Annotated in this window: 13 protein-coding genes; 6 read left to right on the top strand and 7 right to left on the bottom strand. The window is 62.9% G+C overall.

The window, feature by feature from the left end; genetic code table 11:
* Positions 1 to 4: 4 nt before the first annotated feature.
* A complete protein-coding gene (locus OIS53_RS11580; RefSeq protein WP_264678730.1) occupies positions 5 to 1345 on the bottom strand; it encodes an amidohydrolase family protein in 1341 nt (446 codons plus the stop codon).
* 333 nt (positions 1346 to 1678) lie between these two features.
* Here OIS53_RS11580 and OIS53_RS11575 point away from each other — a divergent pair, with 333 nt between their 5' ends.
* The 3 genes from OIS53_RS11575 to OIS53_RS11565 all read left to right on the top strand — a co-directional run bounded on the left by OIS53_RS11575 (position 1679) and on the right by OIS53_RS11565 (position 7735).
* On the top strand, positions 1679 to 4747 hold the full coding sequence (locus tag OIS53_RS11575; protein ID WP_264678729.1) for a sensor histidine kinase: 3069 nt from the start codon (positions 1679 to 1681) through the stop codon (positions 4745 to 4747).
* Between the two features lie 272 nt (positions 4748 to 5019).
* The gene (locus OIS53_RS11570; protein WP_264678728.1) at positions 5020 to 5670 is read left to right on the top strand and encodes a response regulator; all 651 of its coding nucleotides are present in this window, start codon (positions 5020 to 5022) and stop codon (positions 5668 to 5670) included.
* Positions 5671 to 6319: 649 nt separating this feature from the next.
* On the top strand, positions 6320 to 7735 hold the full coding sequence (locus OIS53_RS11565; protein ID WP_264678727.1) for an OmpA family protein: 1416 nt from the start codon (positions 6320 to 6322) through the stop codon (positions 7733 to 7735).
* Positions 7736 to 7854: 119 nt separating this feature from the next.
* On the opposite strand, the gene OIS53_RS11560 is transcribed toward OIS53_RS11565, so the two are convergent.
* The 5 genes from OIS53_RS11560 to nuoK all read right to left on the bottom strand — a co-directional run bounded on the left by OIS53_RS11560 (position 7855) and on the right by nuoK (position 13804).
* Positions 7855 to 9264 (bottom strand): NADH-quinone oxidoreductase subunit N, encoded by a 1410-nt coding sequence (locus OIS53_RS11560; protein WP_264678726.1) that lies wholly within the window; start codon positions 9262 to 9264, stop codon positions 7855 to 7857.
* A gap of 128 nt (positions 9265 to 9392) precedes the next feature.
* Positions 9393 to 10862: a complex I subunit 4 family protein gene (locus OIS53_RS11555; RefSeq protein ID WP_264678725.1), complete on the bottom strand. Its 1470-nt coding sequence runs from the start codon at positions 10860 to 10862 to the stop codon at positions 9393 to 9395.
* Positions 10863 to 10865: 3 nt separating this feature from the next.
* Positions 10866 to 11372, bottom strand: coding sequence for a hypothetical protein (locus tag OIS53_RS11550; RefSeq protein ID WP_264678724.1), 507 nt, complete (start codon positions 11370 to 11372; stop codon positions 10866 to 10868).
* A gap of 30 nt (positions 11373 to 11402) precedes the next feature.
* Positions 11403 to 13343 (bottom strand): NADH-quinone oxidoreductase subunit L, encoded by a 1941-nt coding sequence (gene nuoL / locus OIS53_RS11545; RefSeq protein WP_264678723.1) that lies wholly within the window; start codon positions 13341 to 13343, stop codon positions 11403 to 11405.
* A 128-nt stretch (positions 13344 to 13471) separates the two neighbouring features.
* Positions 13472 to 13804, bottom strand: coding sequence for an NADH-quinone oxidoreductase subunit NuoK (gene nuoK, locus OIS53_RS11540; protein ID WP_264678722.1), 333 nt, complete (start codon positions 13802 to 13804; stop codon positions 13472 to 13474).
* Positions 13805 to 14094: 290 nt separating this feature from the next.
* On the opposite strand from nuoK, the gene OIS53_RS11535 reads away from it, so the two are divergent.
* The 3 genes from OIS53_RS11535 (at position 14095) to OIS53_RS11525 (ending at position 15959) form a co-directional block, all read left to right on the top strand.
* Positions 14095 to 14562: a MaoC family dehydratase gene (locus OIS53_RS11535; protein ID WP_264678721.1), complete on the top strand. Its 468-nt coding sequence runs from the start codon at positions 14095 to 14097 to the stop codon at positions 14560 to 14562.
* A gap of 193 nt (positions 14563 to 14755) precedes the next feature.
* Positions 14756 to 15349 carry an RNA polymerase sigma factor gene (locus OIS53_RS11530; RefSeq protein ID WP_264678720.1) on the top strand — a complete coding sequence of 198 codons (594 nt, stop codon included), beginning with the start codon at positions 14756 to 14758 and terminating at the stop codon, positions 15347 to 15349.
* 223 nt (positions 15350 to 15572) lie between these two features.
* Positions 15573 to 15959 carry a hypothetical protein gene (locus OIS53_RS11525; protein WP_264678719.1) on the top strand — a complete coding sequence of 129 codons (387 nt, stop codon included), beginning with the start codon at positions 15573 to 15575 and terminating at the stop codon, positions 15957 to 15959.
* Positions 15960 to 16054: 95 nt separating this feature from the next.
* Here OIS53_RS11525 and OIS53_RS11520 read toward each other — a convergent pair whose 3' ends face one another.
* The gene (locus OIS53_RS11520; RefSeq protein ID WP_264678718.1) at positions 16055 to 17818 is read right to left on the bottom strand and encodes a serine hydrolase domain-containing protein; all 1764 of its coding nucleotides are present in this window, start codon (positions 17816 to 17818) and stop codon (positions 16055 to 16057) included.
* Between the last annotated feature and the right edge of the window lie 281 nt (positions 17819 to 18099).

The raw sequence follows: 18099 nt of genomic DNA, 5'->3' as shown, positions 1-18099 counted from the left end.
GCCGCTACTTGCCCGGCTTGGTGCCGCCCAGCAGCTCCTGCTGTGTATACCAGCGGCCCCTGCACATGGTGCCTACCACGGTTTGCAGATTGTCGAGGCTGAGGAGCGGGTTTTGCCGAAGCAGCACCAGGTTGGCCCGCTTGCCGGGCTGCACGGTGCCCCAGTCGTCGGTGCCGAAGTACTGGGCCGCGTTGGTGGTAGCGGCCCGCAGGATGGCCTCGGCCGGCAGGCCGGCTTGGGCAAACAGGCGCATTTCTTCCAGCATGGCAAAGCCCGGCACGTTGTAGGCGTAGGTGTCGGGGCCGATGAGCAGGGGAATGTCCTGCTGGTAGGCGCGGCGCAGCAGGCGCAGATACGCCTGCCGGGTGCGTGGGCCGGCCCGACGCGCCTGGCCCAACTTGGCCGTGTCGTTCTGGAAGTAGGTGAGGTAGCTGGCATCGAGCTGCTGCACCTGCTGCTGCCAGGCCGTGCGCAGGGAGGCCGGCACCTGCGGCACGCCGTGGCGGCGCTCCAGCTCGGCGGGCCGGTTGCCGGGCAAGGTCAGGAAGTGGTAGGAGAGGGTGGGGCACAGAAACTGCCCCCGGCTTTTGACCAGGGCCAGCTGCCCGCCCACGGCGGCGCTGTCTTTGCGGTAGGCCGACAGCAGGGGCGCGAAGTGCTCCAACGACCGAAGGCCCGCCGACTGCTCCACGCTGCCCGCGTAGTAGTGCCCCGCAAACGGCAGCCCGGCCTCTCGGCACAGCTCGACGACCTGCTGAAACTGCGCCGGCGTCAGGCCGGAGAGGTACTTGATAAAGTCCCAGCCTTCGGCCTTGTACTGGCGCAGCAGCTCCCGCGTGGCGGCCGGCGTAAACGTGGAGTCGGCGTTGGGCAAGGGGCGCGACAGGTACAGGTCGGGGCCCAGGAGCTGCCCCCGCCGGATGCTGTCGCGCAGGGCCAGGTCGGTGGGCTGGCCCTGCATGCTGCGCACGGTAGTGACGCCGGCGGCCAGCGTCAGGCGCAGCTGCTGGTGCACGGGCAGCTCTCCGGCCTGGCCCCGCGCCAGGTGCACGTGCATGTCGGCCAGGCCCGGCAGCAGGTAGCCCCCGCGCCCCCGAATGATGCGGGTGCCCTTGGGCAGCTTCAGGCGCGGGCCCATGGCCGTAATCCGGTCGTTTTCAACCAGCACGGTTTGCGGGGCGCTGAGCGGCTGGCCCGGCACCATGCTCAGCACCCGCACCTCGGTGAAGGCCACGGCTCGGGGCGCGGCCGGGATGGCAGCAGGCTTCTGCCCTTGGCTGAGAAAGGAAAGCAACAACAGAGGCAGCAGGAACAGGCAGTGACGCGGGGTAGTAGGTAGGACCATAGAAAACAGTAAATCAGCGTGGGTTTGGATGGTTGAAGCTATGCCCGTGGCAAGAGAGGGTTGCAAAAGTCATTGGGCAGCTGTAGAGACGCAACATCTTGCGTCTCGTCGTCCGCGCCACAAGAATAAAGGTCGTTCAGTTGGGGTCGTGCAACGGCGAGACGCAAGATATTGCGTCTCTACCCTGTTTTTTGCAGCGCATTTCGCGGCGAGTATAATTGGCAGGAAGGGCCGGCCGCCGGCCGCAGCAAAGTAACTGTGCTACGTTTTCGCGCAATGTTACAAGTCTTTTGTAAACTGCTCTGGGAATTGTCGCCACCAGCTTGCTTGGCCATGAAAAAAAGTGCCGCTTTCTGGTTTCTAGCCCTGTGCGCCTCGCTGCGGACCGCCGCCCAGCCCGCTCCGGGGATTCCCATACCCCTATTCCGCCCGCTCACCACCGCCCAGGGCCTCGCCGAAAACAGCGTGTATGCCATAGCGCAGGACCGGCGGGGCTTTCTGTGGCTGGCTACCCAGGACGGCCTGAGCCGCTACGACGGCAGCACCTGCCGCACCTTCCGCACCGACCCGCAGCGGGCCGGCTCCCTGAGCAGCAACTACGCCCTGGCCCTGGCCGCCGACCCGGCCTCCGGGGCCGTGTGGGTGGGCACGGGCGGAGGCGGCCTGGCTTGCTACCAGCCCCTCACCGGGCAGTTTACCACCTTTCAGCGCACCACCCCCGATACTACCGGCCTCACCAACAACTTTGTGCGGGCCGTGCTCGTGGATCGTCGCGGGCAAGTATGGGCCGGTACCGAAAACGGCCTGCACTGCCTCGCGCCGGGTCAGCGCCGCTTCCGGCGCGTGCCGCTGCCGGGGCCGGGCCTGCGCCGCAACTCCATCCGGGCCCTGGCCCTGGCCGCCGACGGCCGCCTGTGGGCCGGCACCGGGGAAGGCGTAGTGGCCTGGCTAGACACCGCCCGCCAGGAGCTGCGGGCTGCTGGGGCTCCGCTGGGCAGCGCCGTAACCGCCCTGGCCGCTGACCCCGCCACCGGCGCGCTGTGGGTGGGCACCGAAGCCCACGGCCTGCGGCGCTGGGCGGCAGCTGGGGAGAAGCCTGGACCGGTGGTGGCGGCGCTGCCGCGCGCCATTCGGGCGGTGCAGCTGGATGCGGCGGGGCACGTGTGGGTGGGCACCGGCGGGGGCGGCCTGTACCGGCTGCCGCCCGGCCTGGGCAGGCAGTGGATTGTGTACCGCCACCAGCCCGGCCAGGCGAGCATCCTGCCCCACAATGTGGTGCAAAGCCTGTTTCAGGACCGGAGCGGGCTGCTGTGGGTGGGTACTGAAGAAGGCGCGGCCTGCCTCGACCCGCGCCCTTCGCCCTTCACGGCCGTGCCGCTGGCCGCCGTGCCCGAAGCCGTGTGGGCCGTGACCGAGGACGCGGCCGGCCGCGTGTGGGCCGGCACCGAAACCCAGGGCCTCATCGGGCACGACCCCGCCACCGGGCGCCGCTGGCAGCTGCGCCACCAGCCCCAGGACCCCGGCAGCCTGGCCCAGGACTTTGTGCGGGCCCTCTGCTTCGACGGGGCCGGGCGGCTGTGGGTGGGCACCCAGAGCCAGGGCCTGAGCTGCCTGGCGCCCGGCGCCACCCGCTTCCGCCACTTCCGCCACCAGCCCGGCGTGCCCGGCTCCCTGGGCGACAATTTCGTGCGGGCCCTCTACTACGACCCCCGCGGGCGGCTGTGGGTAGGCACCGAGGGCGGCCTGAGCCGGCTCGACCCCGCTACCGGGCGTAGCACCGTGTTTCGGCACGACCCGCGCGACCCGCACTCGCTCAGCAACAACTTTGTGCGCGCCATGCTGCTGGACCGGCGCAGCGGGCAGCTGTGGGTGGGCACCGGCGGGGGCGGCCTGTGCCGGCTCGACCCCACCACCGGCCGCGGCCGCACCTACTGGGCCCAGCCGCGCCAGGCCCGCAGCCTCAGCAGCAACTTTGTGCGGGCTCTGTGGCAGGACCGGGCCGGGCGGCTGTGGGTGGGCACCGAAGGCGGGGGCCTCTGCCGCCTCGACGATACCACCGGCACGGGCCGCTTCACCACGTTTCGGGAGCCGCAGGGCCTGCCCAACGACGTGGTGTACGGCCTGGTGGAGGACCGCGCCGGCCAGCTGTGGCTGTCTACCAACCAGGGCCTGGCCCGCTTGCAGCCCGCTACCGGCCAGCTGCATACCTTCGACCAGCGCGACGGGCTGTTACAGGACGAGTACAACGCCGGCGCCGCCTGCCGCGGCTCGCGCACTGGGCGCCTGTACTTCGGCGGGGTGCAGGGCCTGGTTGCCTTCCGGCCCGAAGCCGTGCACACCAACCCCGCGCCGCCGCCCGTGGTGCTCACCGGTCTGCGCCGCTTCAACCAGTCCGTCGACCTGCCCGACACCAGTATCACGGAGCGGCGGGTGCTGCGCCTCTCGCCCCGCGACTATTTCTTTACCCTCGAATTTGCGGCCCTCAACTTCCGCAACCCCGTCAAAAACCGGTACGCCTACCTGCTCGAAGGCTTTGACCCCGACTGGGTGCCCGCCGGCACGCGCCGCGAGGCCACCTACACCAACCTCGACCCCGGCACGTACACGTTTCGGGTGCGGGCCGCCAATAACGACGGCCTCTGGAACCCCGTGGGCACCGCCCTGCGCATTGTCGTGGAGCCGCCCTGGTACCGCACGTGGTGGTTTCGGGTGGGGCTGAGCTGGGTGGTTTTCGGTGTGCTGTTCTGGCTCTACAGCCTGCGCATACGCCAGCTGCTGACCCTGGAGCGGGTGCGCCACGGCATTGCCCGCGACCTGCACGACGACATGGGCTCCACGCTCAGCTCCATTTCTATTCTGAGCCAGATTGCCGAGGGCCACCAGCGCCAGCACCGCCCCGAGCAGGCCGCCGCCGTGCTGGCCCAAATCGGCGAATCTTCCCGGCGAATGCTGGACGCCATGGACGACATCGTGTGGGCCATCAACCCCGCTCATGATTCTGTAGACGATGTGACGGCCCGCATGCGCCGCCTGGCCTCCGAGGTGCTTGAAGCGGCTGGCATCGAGTTTACTTTCCGGGCCGATACCTCCTTGCAGGGCCTGAAGCTGGACATGCGCGCCCGCCGGGAATTTTTTCTCATCTTCAAAGAAGCCCTCAACAACCTGGTGAAGTACGCCCACTGCCAGCACGCCACCATCCGCTTGCAGCACCAGCACGGCCTGCTCCACCTCACCGTCCAGGACGACGGCGTGGGCTTCGACCCCACCGCGCCGGCCCAGGGCAGCGGCAACGGCCTGGCCAACATGCACGCCCGCGCCGCCGCCCTTCACGGCCAGCTCAACATCACCTCCGCCCCCGGCCACGGCACCACCCTCAGCCTGCGCATTCCGGTGAAATGGTAATGATGTGAGGTGGTGGCAGGTGGTGAGGTGGTGACAGGTAACAGGTAGGCCGTCATGCTCCATCTGGCGTCCGCCCCGCGAAGCATCTCTCCCGCTTCGTCTGCACGATTGGAGTTAGCCCGCGGTAGAGATGCTTCGACTGCGGCTACGCCTGCGCTCAGCATGACGGTCTTCCTGTCACTTGTCACCTGTCACCACCTCACATCATCATGTAGTAGCCAGCGCAGCTAGGGGCGCGTATCTTAACTGAATTTCTCGTACCTGCCTGCTTTATGGAAACTGCTACGCGCGTGCTGCTCTACGAAGACAATGCCGACCTGCGCACCAGCCTAAGCCAGCTGCTGAGCCAAGCGCCGGGCCTGACGCTGGCCGGGGCGCTGGGCAACTGCACCCGCGTGGAGGAGGACCTGATCCGCCTGCGCCCCGACGTGGTGCTCATGGACATCGACATGCCCGGCGCCAACGGTATCGAGGGGCTGCGCCGCATCAAGGCCGTGGCCCCGCAGGTGCAGGTGGTGATGCTGACGGTGTTCGAGGAAAACGACCGGGTGTTCCAGGCCGTGTGCGCCGGCGCTGATGGCTACCTGCTCAAGAAAACCCCGCCCGCCAAAATTCTGGACGCCGTGGCCGAGGTGCGGGCCGGTGGCGCCCCCATGACGCCCGGCATTGCGCGCCAGGTGCTGCGCCTGTTTCCGCGCCCCGCCGCCCGCCCATCCGCCGATGAGCTGTCGACGGCCCTGAGTGCCCGCGAGCAGGAAATTCTGGGCTTGCTGGTGGAAGGCTACAGCTACAAGATGATTGCCGCCGACCGGAGCATTTCTCTCGATACCGTCCGCTCCCACATCAAAAAAATCTACGAGAAGCTCCACGTCCGCTCCATGACCGAAGCCGTCAGCAAAGCCCTGCGCCAAGGGCTGGCGTGAGTTGAGGTGATAAGTGACAGGTGGCAAGTGACAGGTGACAGGTGGTAAGTGACAGGTGACAGGTAACACGTCTGTCATGCTGAGCGGAGTCGAAGCATCTCTCCCGCTTCGTTGTGGTGGTATTGTCCTGCTTCATCTGGCGTCCGCGCAGCCGAACCGAAGGTCGCCGCAGGAAAGCATCTCTCCCTCTGGCTAACTCAATCGTTCAACGAAGCGGGAGAGATGCTTCGACTCCGCTGCGCTGTGCTCAGCAGGACGTTCTACTTGTCACCTGTTACCTGTCACCTGTCACCACCTGCCACCACCTCACATCATCATGTCATTGACAGCCGGTACCTCGCACTGCATCTTGCCTTCCGGTTGCCGAAGCTGGCTAAGGGCTCCGGGAAGTTGTTGGAGAATAATCGTTGCTGCCATGTTCAAACCACGCCGCCAGTTGCTAATTACCCTAGTGGGCCTGTGGATGCTGAGCCGGCCGGCCTTGGCCTAAGCCAGGAGGCGGGGTGTGCCAGGTGCCAGGACAGCTGCATACGCACCCGAAAGTATGGGCGGGAAGGGTATAAACGTGTTGCTGTCATCCGCAACCTGGCTTTGCTAAACCCGCGCGGGAGGAGGGCCGCTTGGGCAGCCCTCGGGGGCAGGAGTGCGTATGGATACCATTTCCTTTCTCTACTCCAACCCACTCTCGATGAGCCAGAACCTACTTGACCTCGTGCAGAACTATTTCGGGGGCGACACCACGCGCCAGGTGAGCACTGCCTTAGGCGAAAATGAAAGCAGCATTGGGGCAGCTCTGCGCAGCGGGGTGCCCCTGGTGCTGGGGGCCCTGTTTACCAGAGCCCAGCAGCCCGGCGGCACCGCCGACCTGCTGCACCTGGCCCGGCAGGCTCACGGCAGCAACCTGCTGGGCAACCTAAGCAGCCTGCTGGGCGGCACAGCCGCGGCAGGCACCGCAGCCCAGGCCGTCGATAAAGATTTGCTGAGCCGGGGCACCGAGCTGCTGCGCTCCGGGCTGGGCCTGCATTATGCGCCGGCCGTGGAGGAGGTCAGCCAGGCGGCCGGGGTGCGGCCGGCTACCACCAGCAGCCTGCTGAGCATGGCCGTGCCCGTGGTGCTGGGACTGCTGGGCCGCCACGCTGCCCAGAGCAACCTCGACGAGCGGGGCTTCAGCACCTACCTCAACGACCAGCGCGGCGGCGTGCTGAGTGCCCTGAGTAGCCTGCCGGGCAACCTGGGCAATCTGTTTCCGGGGCTGGGGCTGGGCACCACTACCCTCACCGATAGGGTAAGCCCCACGGCTCACCCTGCTGCCGATGGGCCGGGTACTGCCATCAGTCCCACGAGCCCCGCGGCGCCCGGGCAGGCAGTAGGCACTTCTGAGCCAGCGCGCCGTACGCCGGCCCGCTGGCCCTGGCTGCTGCTGTTGGTGCTGGGCCTAGCGGCGCTGTGGTATTTTACGCGCAGCTGCAACCGGAACCCCCAGTCTACTACGCTGGCCGTGCCGGACACCACTACGACCGAGCCCGCCCCGGCTCCCGCGCCGCCTGCCCCCACCGGCCAACTGGACGAAGCCACCGGCAACTACATCTACGAAGTGGGCGCCCCCACCGAGCTGCGCCTTCCCGATGGCACCGTGCTCAACGTGGGAGCCAACTCCGTGGAAGTGCGCCTGTATCAATTCCTCAGCGACGCCAGCCAGACCGTCAGCGCCGACAACACCCAGGGCTGGCTAAGCCTCGACCGGGTGTATTTCGACACGGGCAAGGCCACGCTCACGCCGGAGTCGCAGGCCCAGCTGCGCAACATCATGCTGATTCTCCAGGCCTTTCCCAGCGCCACCATCAAGCTCGGCGGCTACACCGATAACGTGGGTCCGGCCGAGCCTAACCTGCTCCTCAGCGCCGACCGGGCCAACGCCGCCCGCAAAGCCCTGCTGGACAACGGCCTCGACCCGCTGCGGGTGCAGGCCGAGGGCTATGGCCAGGAGCACCCCGTTGCCAGCAATGACACCCCCGAAGGCCGCGCCCAAAACCGCCGCGTCGATGTGCGGGTAACGCGCAAGTAGCTCCTGAAAACAGAGCTACGAAAAAAGAGCGGCCCCACATGGGGCCGCTCTTTTGCTTGTGATTCAGAACGAAATGCTCTGGCATCTCATGTCTCACCTCTCATGTCTCACCTCTCCTACTACAAAATACCGCTCACCAGGCCCGGCAGCACGCCCAGCACCACCGTTAGTAGAGCCAGCAGGAGCAGCGCCCCCGACTGAAAAGTTGTAACAGGTATGGGTGCCGCCGTGGTGTCGTCGGCAGGGCGCATGTACATGGCAATGATGGGGCGCAGGTAGTAGTAGATGCTCACCATCGACATCACCACCGCAAACACCACCAGCCCGATATAACCGTTTTCGACAGCGGCCGAAAACACGAAGAACTTACCAAAAAAGCCACCCGTGAGCGGGATACCAGCCAACGACAGCATGGCCACGGTCATCACAAAAGCCAGCAGCGGGTTGGTGCGGGCCAGGCCGTTCAGGCCGTTGTAGTCCTCGCGCTGGCGCTGGTCAGCTACCAGCTTCAGCACCGCAAAGGCAGCCACCGTAGCCACCGAGTAAGCCAGGGAATAGAAAAAGATGCCGTTGGCCGAGGGGCCTTCCAGCTCCCCATTGAACGCCACCAGCGCAACAAGCAAATAGCCGGCGTGCGACACGCTGGAGTAGGCCAGCATGCGCTTGGCGCTGGTTTGCGTCACGGCGCCCACGTTGCCGATAAGCAACGTCAGCACGCACATGGCCGTGAGCGTGGGCAGCCATAGGCCCTGGGCCGAAGCGGCCGGAAACGCCTGCACTAGCAGCTTGAGGAAGGCCGCAAAACCAGCCGTCTTCACCACCGTGCTCATAAACGCCGCGAAGAACGTGGGCGTGCCCTCGTATACGTCGGGCGTCCAGAAGTGGAAGGGCGCGGCCGATACCTTGAAGCCAATGCCAACCAGCATAAGCAGCATGCCGATGTAGAGCATGGGCGTGAGTGAGTCGTTCACCGGGTTCTGCACCGCAAAGCGAATGTCTTCCAGCACGAACGTGCCCGTGGCCCCGTACACCAGCGCCATCCCGAACAGCAGCACGCCGGTGAAAAACGCGCCCATCAGGAAATACTTCAGGGCAGCTTCGTTGGAGCGTAGGTTGCGCTTGTCGGAACCGGCCAGCACGTACATGGCCACGCTCAGAATCTCAATGCCCAGAAACAGCATCAGCAGGTGGTTGTAGCTCACCAGCATGATGGCGCCCACCAGCGAAAACAGCAGCAGCGAGTAGTATTCGGCCAGGTTGGCCTCGCCGTCGTGCACGTACTTCTGGGAGAAGGGAATCAGCACCAGCGCCGTCAGCACCACGATGCCCGTGAAGGCCACCGAGAAGTCGTTGACGACCAGCATACCGCTGAAAAACGACTGCGGGCCCGAACCCCAGTCCAGAAAATTCACGGTCAGCACCAGGCCCAGCATGAGCATGGCCGCCGGCAAGAGCAGCCGGTTGGAGCGCCGGAACCCCAGAAACAGGTTGCCCAGGCCCAGAACGGAAAGCAGAATGATGGAATTCATATGGTCGGCTGGAGTTCCCAGGGCTGAAGCCCTGGGCTATGGAGCGTTTGCAAAATTGGCCCGAATAGCCAGAAGGTGGAAGAGTGGAGCCACTACGTAGCCCAGGGCTTCAGCCCTGGGACGCAGGGCTACCGTTTCACTACCTCGTTCAAAATCCCCAGCACGCTGCCTTCCGACAGGTGCAGGAAGGTGTTCGGGAACAAGCCAATCCAGAACACCAGCACGATGAGCGGCACCAGCACGGCCAGCTCGGCGCCGGTCAGGTCGGTAATGGTGGCGGAGAAGGACGAGTCGGGGCCGAGCATGACGCGCTGAAACATGCGCAGCAGGTACACGGCGCCCAGAATAATGGTGAGGCCGGCCACGGCGCCCATCCAAGGATTGAACTGATACAGGCCTTGCAGCAGCAGGAACTCGCCCACGAAGCCATTGGTAAGGGGCAGGGCCACTGTGCCCAGCAGCAGCACCAGGAAGCACACGCTCAGCACCGGCGTGCGGCGGGTGAGGCCGCCCAGGTCGGGAATGAGGCGGGTGCCGGTGCGGCGCTCAATGGCGTCGGCCACGAAGAACATGCCCACCACGTTGATGCCGTGGGCCAGCATCTGAATGCTGGCGCCCTGCAAGCCAATCTGGGTCAGCGAAAACACCCCGGCAATCATCAGCCCCACGTGCGAGAGGGAGGAGTAAGCAATGAGCCGCTTCACATCCTGCTGCCGAATGGCGATGATGCCGCCGTAGATAATGCCGATGATGGACAGGATGAGCACCAGGTTCTGCCAGTAGTCCACGCCCAGGGGCACCACGGGCAGCAGCCAGCGCATGCAGCCGTAGATGCCCATTTTCAGCATGATGCCCGAGAGCAGCATGGTGGCCGGAGCCGGGGCCTCGGTGTAGGTGTCGGGCTGCCAGGTGTGGAAGGGGAAGATGGGCATCTTCACGGCGAAGGCCGCGAAGATGAGCCAGAACAGCCACATCTGCGTTTCGGCCGGCAGGCTCAGGTTGTAGAACGAAGTAAGGGCCGAGTTGTGAGCCGCCAGACCGTCAGCCGACGGGCCGGTCTGGAAGTAGAGGTACACGAAGCCGGCCAGCATGAACAGGGAGCCGACGATGGTGTAGAGGAAAAACTTAAACGTGATGCGGGCTCGGTCCTGCCCGCCCCACACGCCGGCCAGGAAGTAAATCGGAATCAAGGCCACCTCCCACATGAAGTAGAACAGGAAGGCATCCTGGGCCGTGAATACGCCAATCAGGCCGGTTTGCATGAACAGCACCAGCGCGTAGAACACCGACTCATTCTCGAAATTGCGGCGGAAGGCGCTCAGCAGAATCAAGGGCACCAGCAGGGCCGTGAGTAGCACCAGCAGCAAGCTCAGCCCGTCCATGCCCACCGAGAAGCGGATGCCCGCCGAGGCTATCCAAGGCAGGTCGTAGGAGAATTGGCCGGCGTTGTTGGCGTTGAAAGTAACGGCCGCGAAAACCGCCAGCACAAGTTCAACCAGCGCCGCGCCAAATGCCGCTACGCGGGACGCCCGCCCTTTGAAGAAGTGCAGCAGCAGGGCGGCCGCCACGGGCCAGAGTAGGAGAAGGACAGTTAGCATGCTTTACTGTGAGGGTGCTATGTTGTTGAGCTGTTCAATAATTGTTTTAAACCCTGATGATAATTTCTCTAATTCTGAAATGCGCTTTTCTAAATTTTGAACTTGTTTTGATAAGGAGTAATTTTCGTAATTTTCGAATTTATTAAGCTCAATCAAAAACTTAATTGCATTTGATATTCCTTCAATTCTTCTGCCAAATGATTGAGTAGGCTCTATTCTGATACCGTCTTTGTCTGCAAAGACAGCATATATTATTTCTTTATCGTAGTTGTTGACAGAAGAGAAAGTCTTGACTTCATTAATTTGATATTTTCCAAGTTTGATTATCATACTTTCTTCATGATTTTGATAAAAATTGTATTCGTATGCAAGGTTAATATATCCAGCATGACTTTTATATGATGTTTTGACCTCTGTTACTACAGTGATAACTGATGATTCTTTAGCATGTTCAAAAGATACATACTCTTTATAATCACCATTATGGTTGATAGAATACCACCTCGTCATAATTCTTTTAAACAACTGTTAATTGTTCATCTAAAACTTCACAAAATTCAGCGCCATGACCAGCACGATTCCTACTACCATCAGAATCAGGTAGGTTTCCACGGAGCCGGTTTGCACGTAGCGCAGGAGCTGCCCGCCGCCCATGGTCAGGCGGCCGAAGCTGGTGACGATGGGGTCGATGATGCCGTTTTCGACGTAGCGGAACAGGCCGCGGGAGAGTCCCATCACCGGGCGCACGAACAGGGTGTTGTACAGCTCGTCGATGTAGTATTTGTGGTACACCAGATTTTCCAGGAAACCACGCTGCGAGGCGTCCTCGGCCGGGCGCACGCCGCGGCTCACGTACTGCACGTAGGCGAAGGCAATACCCAGCACGCCCGCGCCCACCGAAAGGCCGATGAGCAGGTACTCGGTGGCGTGGTCCACCTCCACGTTAAACGCGGCCGGGTTCAGGCGCTGGGAGTAGGTGAACAGGGGCGCGAGGTAGTCGGAAAGGTAACCGCGGCCCAGCACCAGCGGGGCATTCAGGAAGCCACCCACGGCCGCCAGCACGGCCAGAATGATGAGCGGCAGCGTCATGGAAGCCGGCGACTCATGCAAGTGGTGCTTCTGCTCCTCGGTGCCGCGGAACTCGCCGAAGAACGCCAGGAACAGCAGGCGGAACATATAGAAAGCCGTCAGGAAGGCCGTGAACAGGCCCACGGCGTAGAGCACCTTGCTATGCTGGTAGGCGTGCAGCAGGATTTCGTCCTTGGAGAAGAAGCCCGAGAAGGGCGGGATGCCGGCAATGGCCAGGCAGCCTATGAAGAAGGTGATGAACGTGATGGGCAGGGCTTTACGCAGGCCGCCCATGCGGCGCAGGTCCTGCTCGTTGCTCATGGCGTGAATCACGGAGCCCGCGCCCAGGAACATCAGCGCCTTGAAAAAGGCGTGGGTCAGCACGTGAAACAGGGAGGTGCTGTACCCCATCACGCCCAGCGCCAGGAACATGTAGCCCAGCTGCGACACGGTGGAGTAAGCCAGCACCTTCTTAATATCGTTCTGGGCCAGGCCGATGGTGGCCGCAAACAAGGCCGTAGCCGCCCCGATGATGGCTATAACCTCCAGCGTATCGGGGGCCAGGGTGAACAGTACGTTGGCGCGCAGAATCATGTAGATGCCCGCCGTCACCATGGTGGCGGCGTGAATCAGGGCCGACACCGGCGTGGGGCCGGCCATGGCGTCGGGGAGCCAGGTGTAGAGCGGCAGCTGCGCCGATTTGCCGGTGGCGCCCACGAACAGCAGCAGGGTAATGGCGGTGATGACGCCGGTGCCAATCTGCATGGTCGAGGCCTTCTGGAACACCTCGGCGTACTGCACCGAGTCGAAGGTGAGGTAAATCAGGAAGATGCCTAGCAGGAAGCCCAGGTCGCCGACGCGGTTGATGATAAAGGCTTTCTTGGCGGCGTTGTTGTAATTGGTGTTCTTGTTCCAGAAGCCGATGAGCAGGTAGGAGCACAGCCCCACGCCTTCCCAGCCAATGAACAGAATTACGAAGTTGGCGCCCAGCACCAGCACCAGCATACTGAACACAAACAGGTTCAGGAAGCTAAAAAACTTGCCCACGTTCTCGTCGTGGTGCATGTAGCCGATGCTGTACACGTGAATCAGAAAGCCCACGCCCGTGACGAGCAGCAGCATTAGCAGGCTGAGCTGGTCGATCTGGTAGGAGAAGGGTATCTGCATCGAGCCTACCGAAATCCAATCGAACAGCGTGACGGTGTACTGGTACTGGAAGTTCAGGAACAGAAACACCGAAATGGCAAACGAGCCCAGCACCGTGGCCGAGCCAATCAGCCCCGCCACCGTGCCCGAAATACGCTTATTCAGCAACCCGTTGATCAGAAAGCCCAAAAACGGCAGCAGCGGAATCAGCACGTACAGCAAGGTCGGGTACGGCGCGCCGGCAGCGGGTATTACAGTTTCTTGCATAAGGGTCAGCGTGGACCCCACCCCAACCCCTCCCCAAAAGGGAGGGGCTTAGTTTACTTTGGCAACGTCATAAAGTCGTTGTATTAGTAATCTAAGCCCCTCCCTTTTGGGGAGGGGTTGGGGTGGGGTTAGAATTTCAATCGATTCAGCAGGTTGACGTCGGTGTTCTGGAGGTTCCGGTAAATCATCACGATGATGGCCAGGCCCACAGCTACTTCGGCGGCGGCTACGGCCATGATGAAAAACACGAACACCTGCCCGTTGGGGTCGGAGCGGTAGGCGGAGAAGGCCGTCAGCAGCACGTTAACGGCGTTGAGCATCAGCTCTACGCACATAAAGATGATGATGGCATTACGTCGGGTGAGCACGCCCAGCACGCCGATGCTAAACAGGGCGGTGGCGAAGAAGACGTAGTACTGAAGCGGAACCGTTTGGATAACCTGCGGTATGTTCTGGTCCATGCGGTGCGAGTGACGGCGAAACAACGCGGCGGCCGAAGCCCAGCCGTTGCTAGTTAGCCGGCAAAGGTATCCTGAAAATCGGAAAACGCCACCGCGAAATCGCCCCTCTTCTGCGCGAAATCAGACGTAAACAACCCATGCAACCCGCCCGGAAGCTGGGCGGAACCGCTCCGCAGGCCCGCAGCGGATGGCTGCGGAGGCAACATGCAGGTCGGCAGTGCCTTTTGCAGTGGCCGGGCGGTTCGGTGGCCGTGGCTTACATTCGTGCCTCAACCGCCATCACCGCCTGTATGAGCCCCATCATCATCAGCAGCTTCCAGGAACTCGAGCAGTACGAAGGCCGGGAGTTGGGCAGCTCCGCCTACCACCGCATCACGCAGGAGCAAATTGACCTGTTCGCGCGGGCCACGCTGGACCACCAGTGGATTCACGTAGATGCGCGGCGGGCCCAAGCCGAGTCACCATTCGGGGCGCCTATTGCTCACGGCTACCTCACCGTGTCGCTGTTGCCCTACCTGTGGGCTCAGATTGTGACCATGCACAACCTGAAAATGCAGGTGAACTACGAAATTGAAAGCCTGCGCTTCAACCAAGCCGTGACTGTGGAAAGTGAAGTCCGGCTGCGGGCCACGCTGCTGTCGGTGAAAAACCTGCGCGGCATTGCCAAAGCCCGAATTGAAGTAGCCCTGGAAATTAAGAACAGTCCCAAGCCCGCTTACACCGGTGTGGTGACGTTTCTGTACCATTTCACTAGCTAAACGGCAGACCAGCGTGGTGCTACAAATTTCCCGAAGGAGTTCGTGGTGCCACCATCGTTAAACGAACCAGTGGTGCAGAGGTCAGCAATGATAGTCGTGCAACAATAGTGGTAGCACGACTGCAAAAAGTCGTGGCACTACTCGCACGCACCGCGTAAAGTATTTGCCTGGCTCATGCGTCAGCGTTAGCAGAATGGAAACGCTCCCCTTACCACTGCCGATGAGTGCCGGCTACCAGGACCAGCAGATACAGGAAGCCGTGCGCCAGCAGCGCGGCCGGCTGCTGCAGTTCATCCGCCGCCGCATCCCCGACCCCGACCAGGCCGAAGACGTGCTCCAGGATGTGTTTGCGGAGCTGGTGGAAAGCTACCGGCTGCTGAAACCCGTGGAGCAGGCCGCGGCCTGGCTGTTTCGGGTGGCCCGCAACAAAATCACGGACCTGTACCGCCGCAAAAAGCCGGTGTCGCTGGAAAACGAAATGGCCGCCTACGCCAGCGACGACGACGGCGGCCTGTTGCTGGCCGACATCCTGCCCGCCCCCGACGACGCCCCCGAAAACCGCCTGCTGCGCGAAACCCTGATGGAAGCTCTCAGCGAGGCCCTGGCCGAGCTGCCCGCTGCCCAGCGCCAGGTGTTCATCTGGCATGAGTTGGAAGACAAATCCTTCCGCGAGATGGAGGAGGAAACCGGCGTCCCGCTCAAAACCCTGATTTCGCGCAAGCACTACGCCGTGCAGCACCTGCGCAAACGCCTGCAAAAGCTCTACACCGAGTTATTCACTGACTAATTGAATGCCGGCCCGTCCTGCCGAGCAAAGGCGGAGCCGCAGTTGAACCGAAGGTCGCCGCAGGCAAGCAGCTCTACCGCGGGCTGCCTTCTGACAACTACACCGAGGCAATACAGATGCTGGGCTTCGTCTTTCCTTAGTTCGACTACGCCGCTGGCTCCGCTCAGCATGACGTGCTGCTTCCCTGCATGACCCTCTTTTCTTAAGACAAACGATATATCCCATGAAACGCTCTTTCTGGCTGCTACGCGGCCTCAAGTTTCTCTTATTCGCCACGCTCTTTGTGGCGGCTGTCGGGCTCCTGACCATGAACCTGTGGAACTGGCTGGTGCCGACGCTGTTCCGGGGCCCCGGTATTACTTTCTGGCAGACGCTGGGGCTGCTGCTGCTCTCCCGCATCCTGTTCGGGGGCTGGGGGCGGGGCGGCCGGGCCCGCTGGGCTCGCCGCCGGGCGGCTTGGCGCCAGCGCATGGAGTCTCGCCTGGCCGGCCTCTCACCCGAGGAGCAGGAAAAATTCCGGCAGAAAATGCAGGGCGCCTGCTCCGGCTCGGCCTGGATGCGGCGCCGGGCAGCCGACACCTCGCAGCCAGCATCAGCAGGAAGGCAGTAGCCGTAAGCGGCAGCCCGGCATACCACCTTGGCAAAAGCGGCACCTGAAGATTCAGGTGCCGCTTTTGCTTATCCAGCGTACGGCGTGCTGCTATATCAGCCTTTTGGTCCGCTTAGCACGGAGCGCAGGCGCAGTAAGTAGGACGTTTGCGTAGCGCGGGGCGTCCGGGATGCCTGGCCAGACGGCGCCGCCGGTTGGGCCGCTGCCGGAGCAGTGGGTTTCTTTGCGCGGAGCTTGCCGGCTACGGCTTTGCTGGGTCGTCTGGCTTTCGCCTTAGCCACGGGCGCCGCCTCCGGCACGCGGAAGCGTACCACGGGGTTGCCTTCCAGGGTGTAGACAGGCTGCTGCCCGGTGGCTTCGTTGGCGGAGTACTCCATCACGCGGGCGTGGTAGGTGTGGCCCGGCCGCAGCCCCCGAATCTGCACGGTGCTGTCGGCGCCGGCCGCCACTACCACGTTGCCCTTGCCCAGCACGTCGCCCAAGCCGAAGGTTCGGCTAGCGGTGTAGGCCTGCCCATCCTGGGCAAAAGCATCCACGGGCTTGTCTTCGCGCACCACCAAGAGGCTGTGCGAACCACTGCCGCGGGCCCAGGCCAGGGTGGTTGCCGCCGCGCTACTGGCCGTCACCTGCAGCTGAGCCGCGTTGTGCTCCGGGGCAAACAGGTCGTGGGTAGGCCACGCATCCACCCCGCCCACGCAGGCCCAGCCCAGGTCTTCCAGGTCGTCCCAAAACCGGTTGGCATTCATGGGAAAGGAGTTTAGCAGGATGGCCCAGGTGTAGCCGTCGGCGGTGCGCACCACGCAGCTGGCCGAGCCGTTGAGGCAGCCGGTGTGCCACCACATGCCGCGCCGGTTCACCATCCAGCCCTTAGCGTAGCGCCGGCTGGCTTCAGAAGGCGTAGTCATGGTGTCGAGGGTAGCGGGCTGCAGAATGTCGGGCCGGGTGGGTAGTCCGTCCACGGCCAGCAGCAAGCGCACCAGGTCGCGGGCCGTGAACAGCCAGCCGCCGTGCGCGTTCATGGCTTCCAGGTTGGCACCGCCGTAGGCAAACGGCACCCGCTTGCCCGTACCGTAGCACGATTTGTTGGTAGCGTCGCAGAAGTACTCGGCTTCGCGCTCCACCTTATCAGCCCGCAGGTTGCGCCCCAGGTGGGCCTCCAGCACGCCGCTGGGCTCCAGCACGTGGCGGCGCACCCAGGTTTCGTAGCGCTGCCCGGTTACCTGCTCAATGATTTTACCCAGCACCAGGTAGCCAATATTGGAGTACGCGAAACGAGTGCCGGGCGTGAAGTTGAGGCCTTTGCTGAGCAAGTAGCGCACCAGCGTGGAGTCGCCGACGGGATTGGGCACGTGCATGGCTTGCGCCACGTGCAGCGGAAAATCAATGGGGTCGGAGCTGGAAAAGCCGTCGACGCCCGCGTTGCGGTTCCAGCCGGCCGAGTGCTCCAGCAGCTGCTGCACCGTAATAGCATAGATACGGCGGTCGGTGATGACGTCGCTATAATACGGCTGGTTGAGGTAGCCGCCGGGCCCGAACACCGTATGGCGCAAGTCCAGCCGGCCTTGTTCCACGAGCTTCATCACGGCCACCGCCGTCACCGGCTTCGACACGCTGGCTACGCGCAACAGGTGAGCGGGCGTCATGGGCTCGGTGCGCGCCAGGTTGGCGTGGCCGAAGCCGCGGGCGTACACCAGCTTGCCGTGGCGGGCAATGGCTACGGAAGCTCCCGGAATGTCCCAGCGCTTCATAAACTTCTGCACGGCCGCATCACAAGGCGCCAGCTCCGGCGCCGAAACCCCCGTCTGGGCCCACGCCGGCGAGGTGAGCAAGCCCAATAGGAGGGCCAGCAATTTTTTCACAAAAACAACATGTTAAAAAAGCCTTCACTGCGGCCTGTGCCAGCCGCCACGGTCCCCCGACCATGTAGCAATTTTATCACGTTGCCCTGAGATTCCAGCTATCCTTTATCGAGATAAAACCACGATTCACAGAGTAGTTATCGTGGGTGATGGATACATACAAAACGGGTATAAACCCCGATGCCTGCGGTAAATTGATGCTTAGATGGCTAAATAGGCCGCTAAAACAAAAGAGGCGGCTGAAACCTCAGCCGCCTCTTTTGTTTTGGTACTAAAACAAG

This window comes from Hymenobacter sp. YIM 151500-1, from assembly GCF_025979885.1.
Classification (GTDB): Bacteria; Bacteroidota; Bacteroidia; order Cytophagales; family Hymenobacteraceae; genus Hymenobacter.
The sequence above is the reverse complement of the archived record's forward strand: the minus strand, read 5'-3'. Positions and strand labels throughout refer to the sequence as shown.

What these genes read in the sequence shown, in the direction of transcription:
- nuoK (WP_264678722.1), bottom strand. Translation starts at nt 13,804, where the DNA reads ATGGACCAGAACATACCGCAGGTTATCCAAACGGTTCCGCTTCAGTAC.
- OIS53_RS11580 (WP_264678730.1), bottom strand. Translation starts at nt 1,345, where the DNA reads ATGGTCCTACCTACTACCCCGCGTCACTGCCTGTTCCTGCTGCCTCTG.
- OIS53_RS11570 (WP_264678728.1), top strand. Translation starts at nt 5,020, where the DNA reads ATGGAAACTGCTACGCGCGTGCTGCTCTACGAAGACAATGCCGACCTG.
- OIS53_RS11525 (WP_264678719.1), top strand. Translation starts at nt 15,573, where the DNA reads ATGAAACGCTCTTTCTGGCTGCTACGCGGCCTCAAGTTTCTCTTATTC.
- OIS53_RS11530 (WP_264678720.1), top strand. Translation starts at nt 14,756, where the DNA reads ATGGAAACGCTCCCCTTACCACTGCCGATGAGTGCCGGCTACCAGGAC.
- OIS53_RS11565 (WP_264678727.1), top strand. Translation starts at nt 6,320, where the DNA reads ATGGATACCATTTCCTTTCTCTACTCCAACCCACTCTCGATGAGCCAG.
- nuoL (WP_264678723.1), bottom strand. Translation starts at nt 13,343, where the DNA reads ATGCAAGAAACTGTAATACCCGCTGCCGGCGCGCCGTACCCGACCTTG.
- OIS53_RS11555 (WP_264678725.1), bottom strand. Translation starts at nt 10,862, where the DNA reads ATGCTAACTGTCCTTCTCCTACTCTGGCCCGTGGCGGCCGCCCTGCTG.
- OIS53_RS11575 (WP_264678729.1), top strand. Translation starts at nt 1,679, where the DNA reads ATGAAAAAAAGTGCCGCTTTCTGGTTTCTAGCCCTGTGCGCCTCGCTG.
- OIS53_RS11535 (WP_264678721.1), top strand. Translation starts at nt 14,095, where the DNA reads ATGAGCCCCATCATCATCAGCAGCTTCCAGGAACTCGAGCAGTACGAA.
- OIS53_RS11550 (WP_264678724.1), bottom strand. Translation starts at nt 11,372, where the DNA reads ATGACGAGGTGGTATTCTATCAACCATAATGGTGATTATAAAGAGTAT.
- OIS53_RS11560 (WP_264678726.1), bottom strand. Translation starts at nt 9,264, where the DNA reads ATGAATTCCATCATTCTGCTTTCCGTTCTGGGCCTGGGCAACCTGTTT.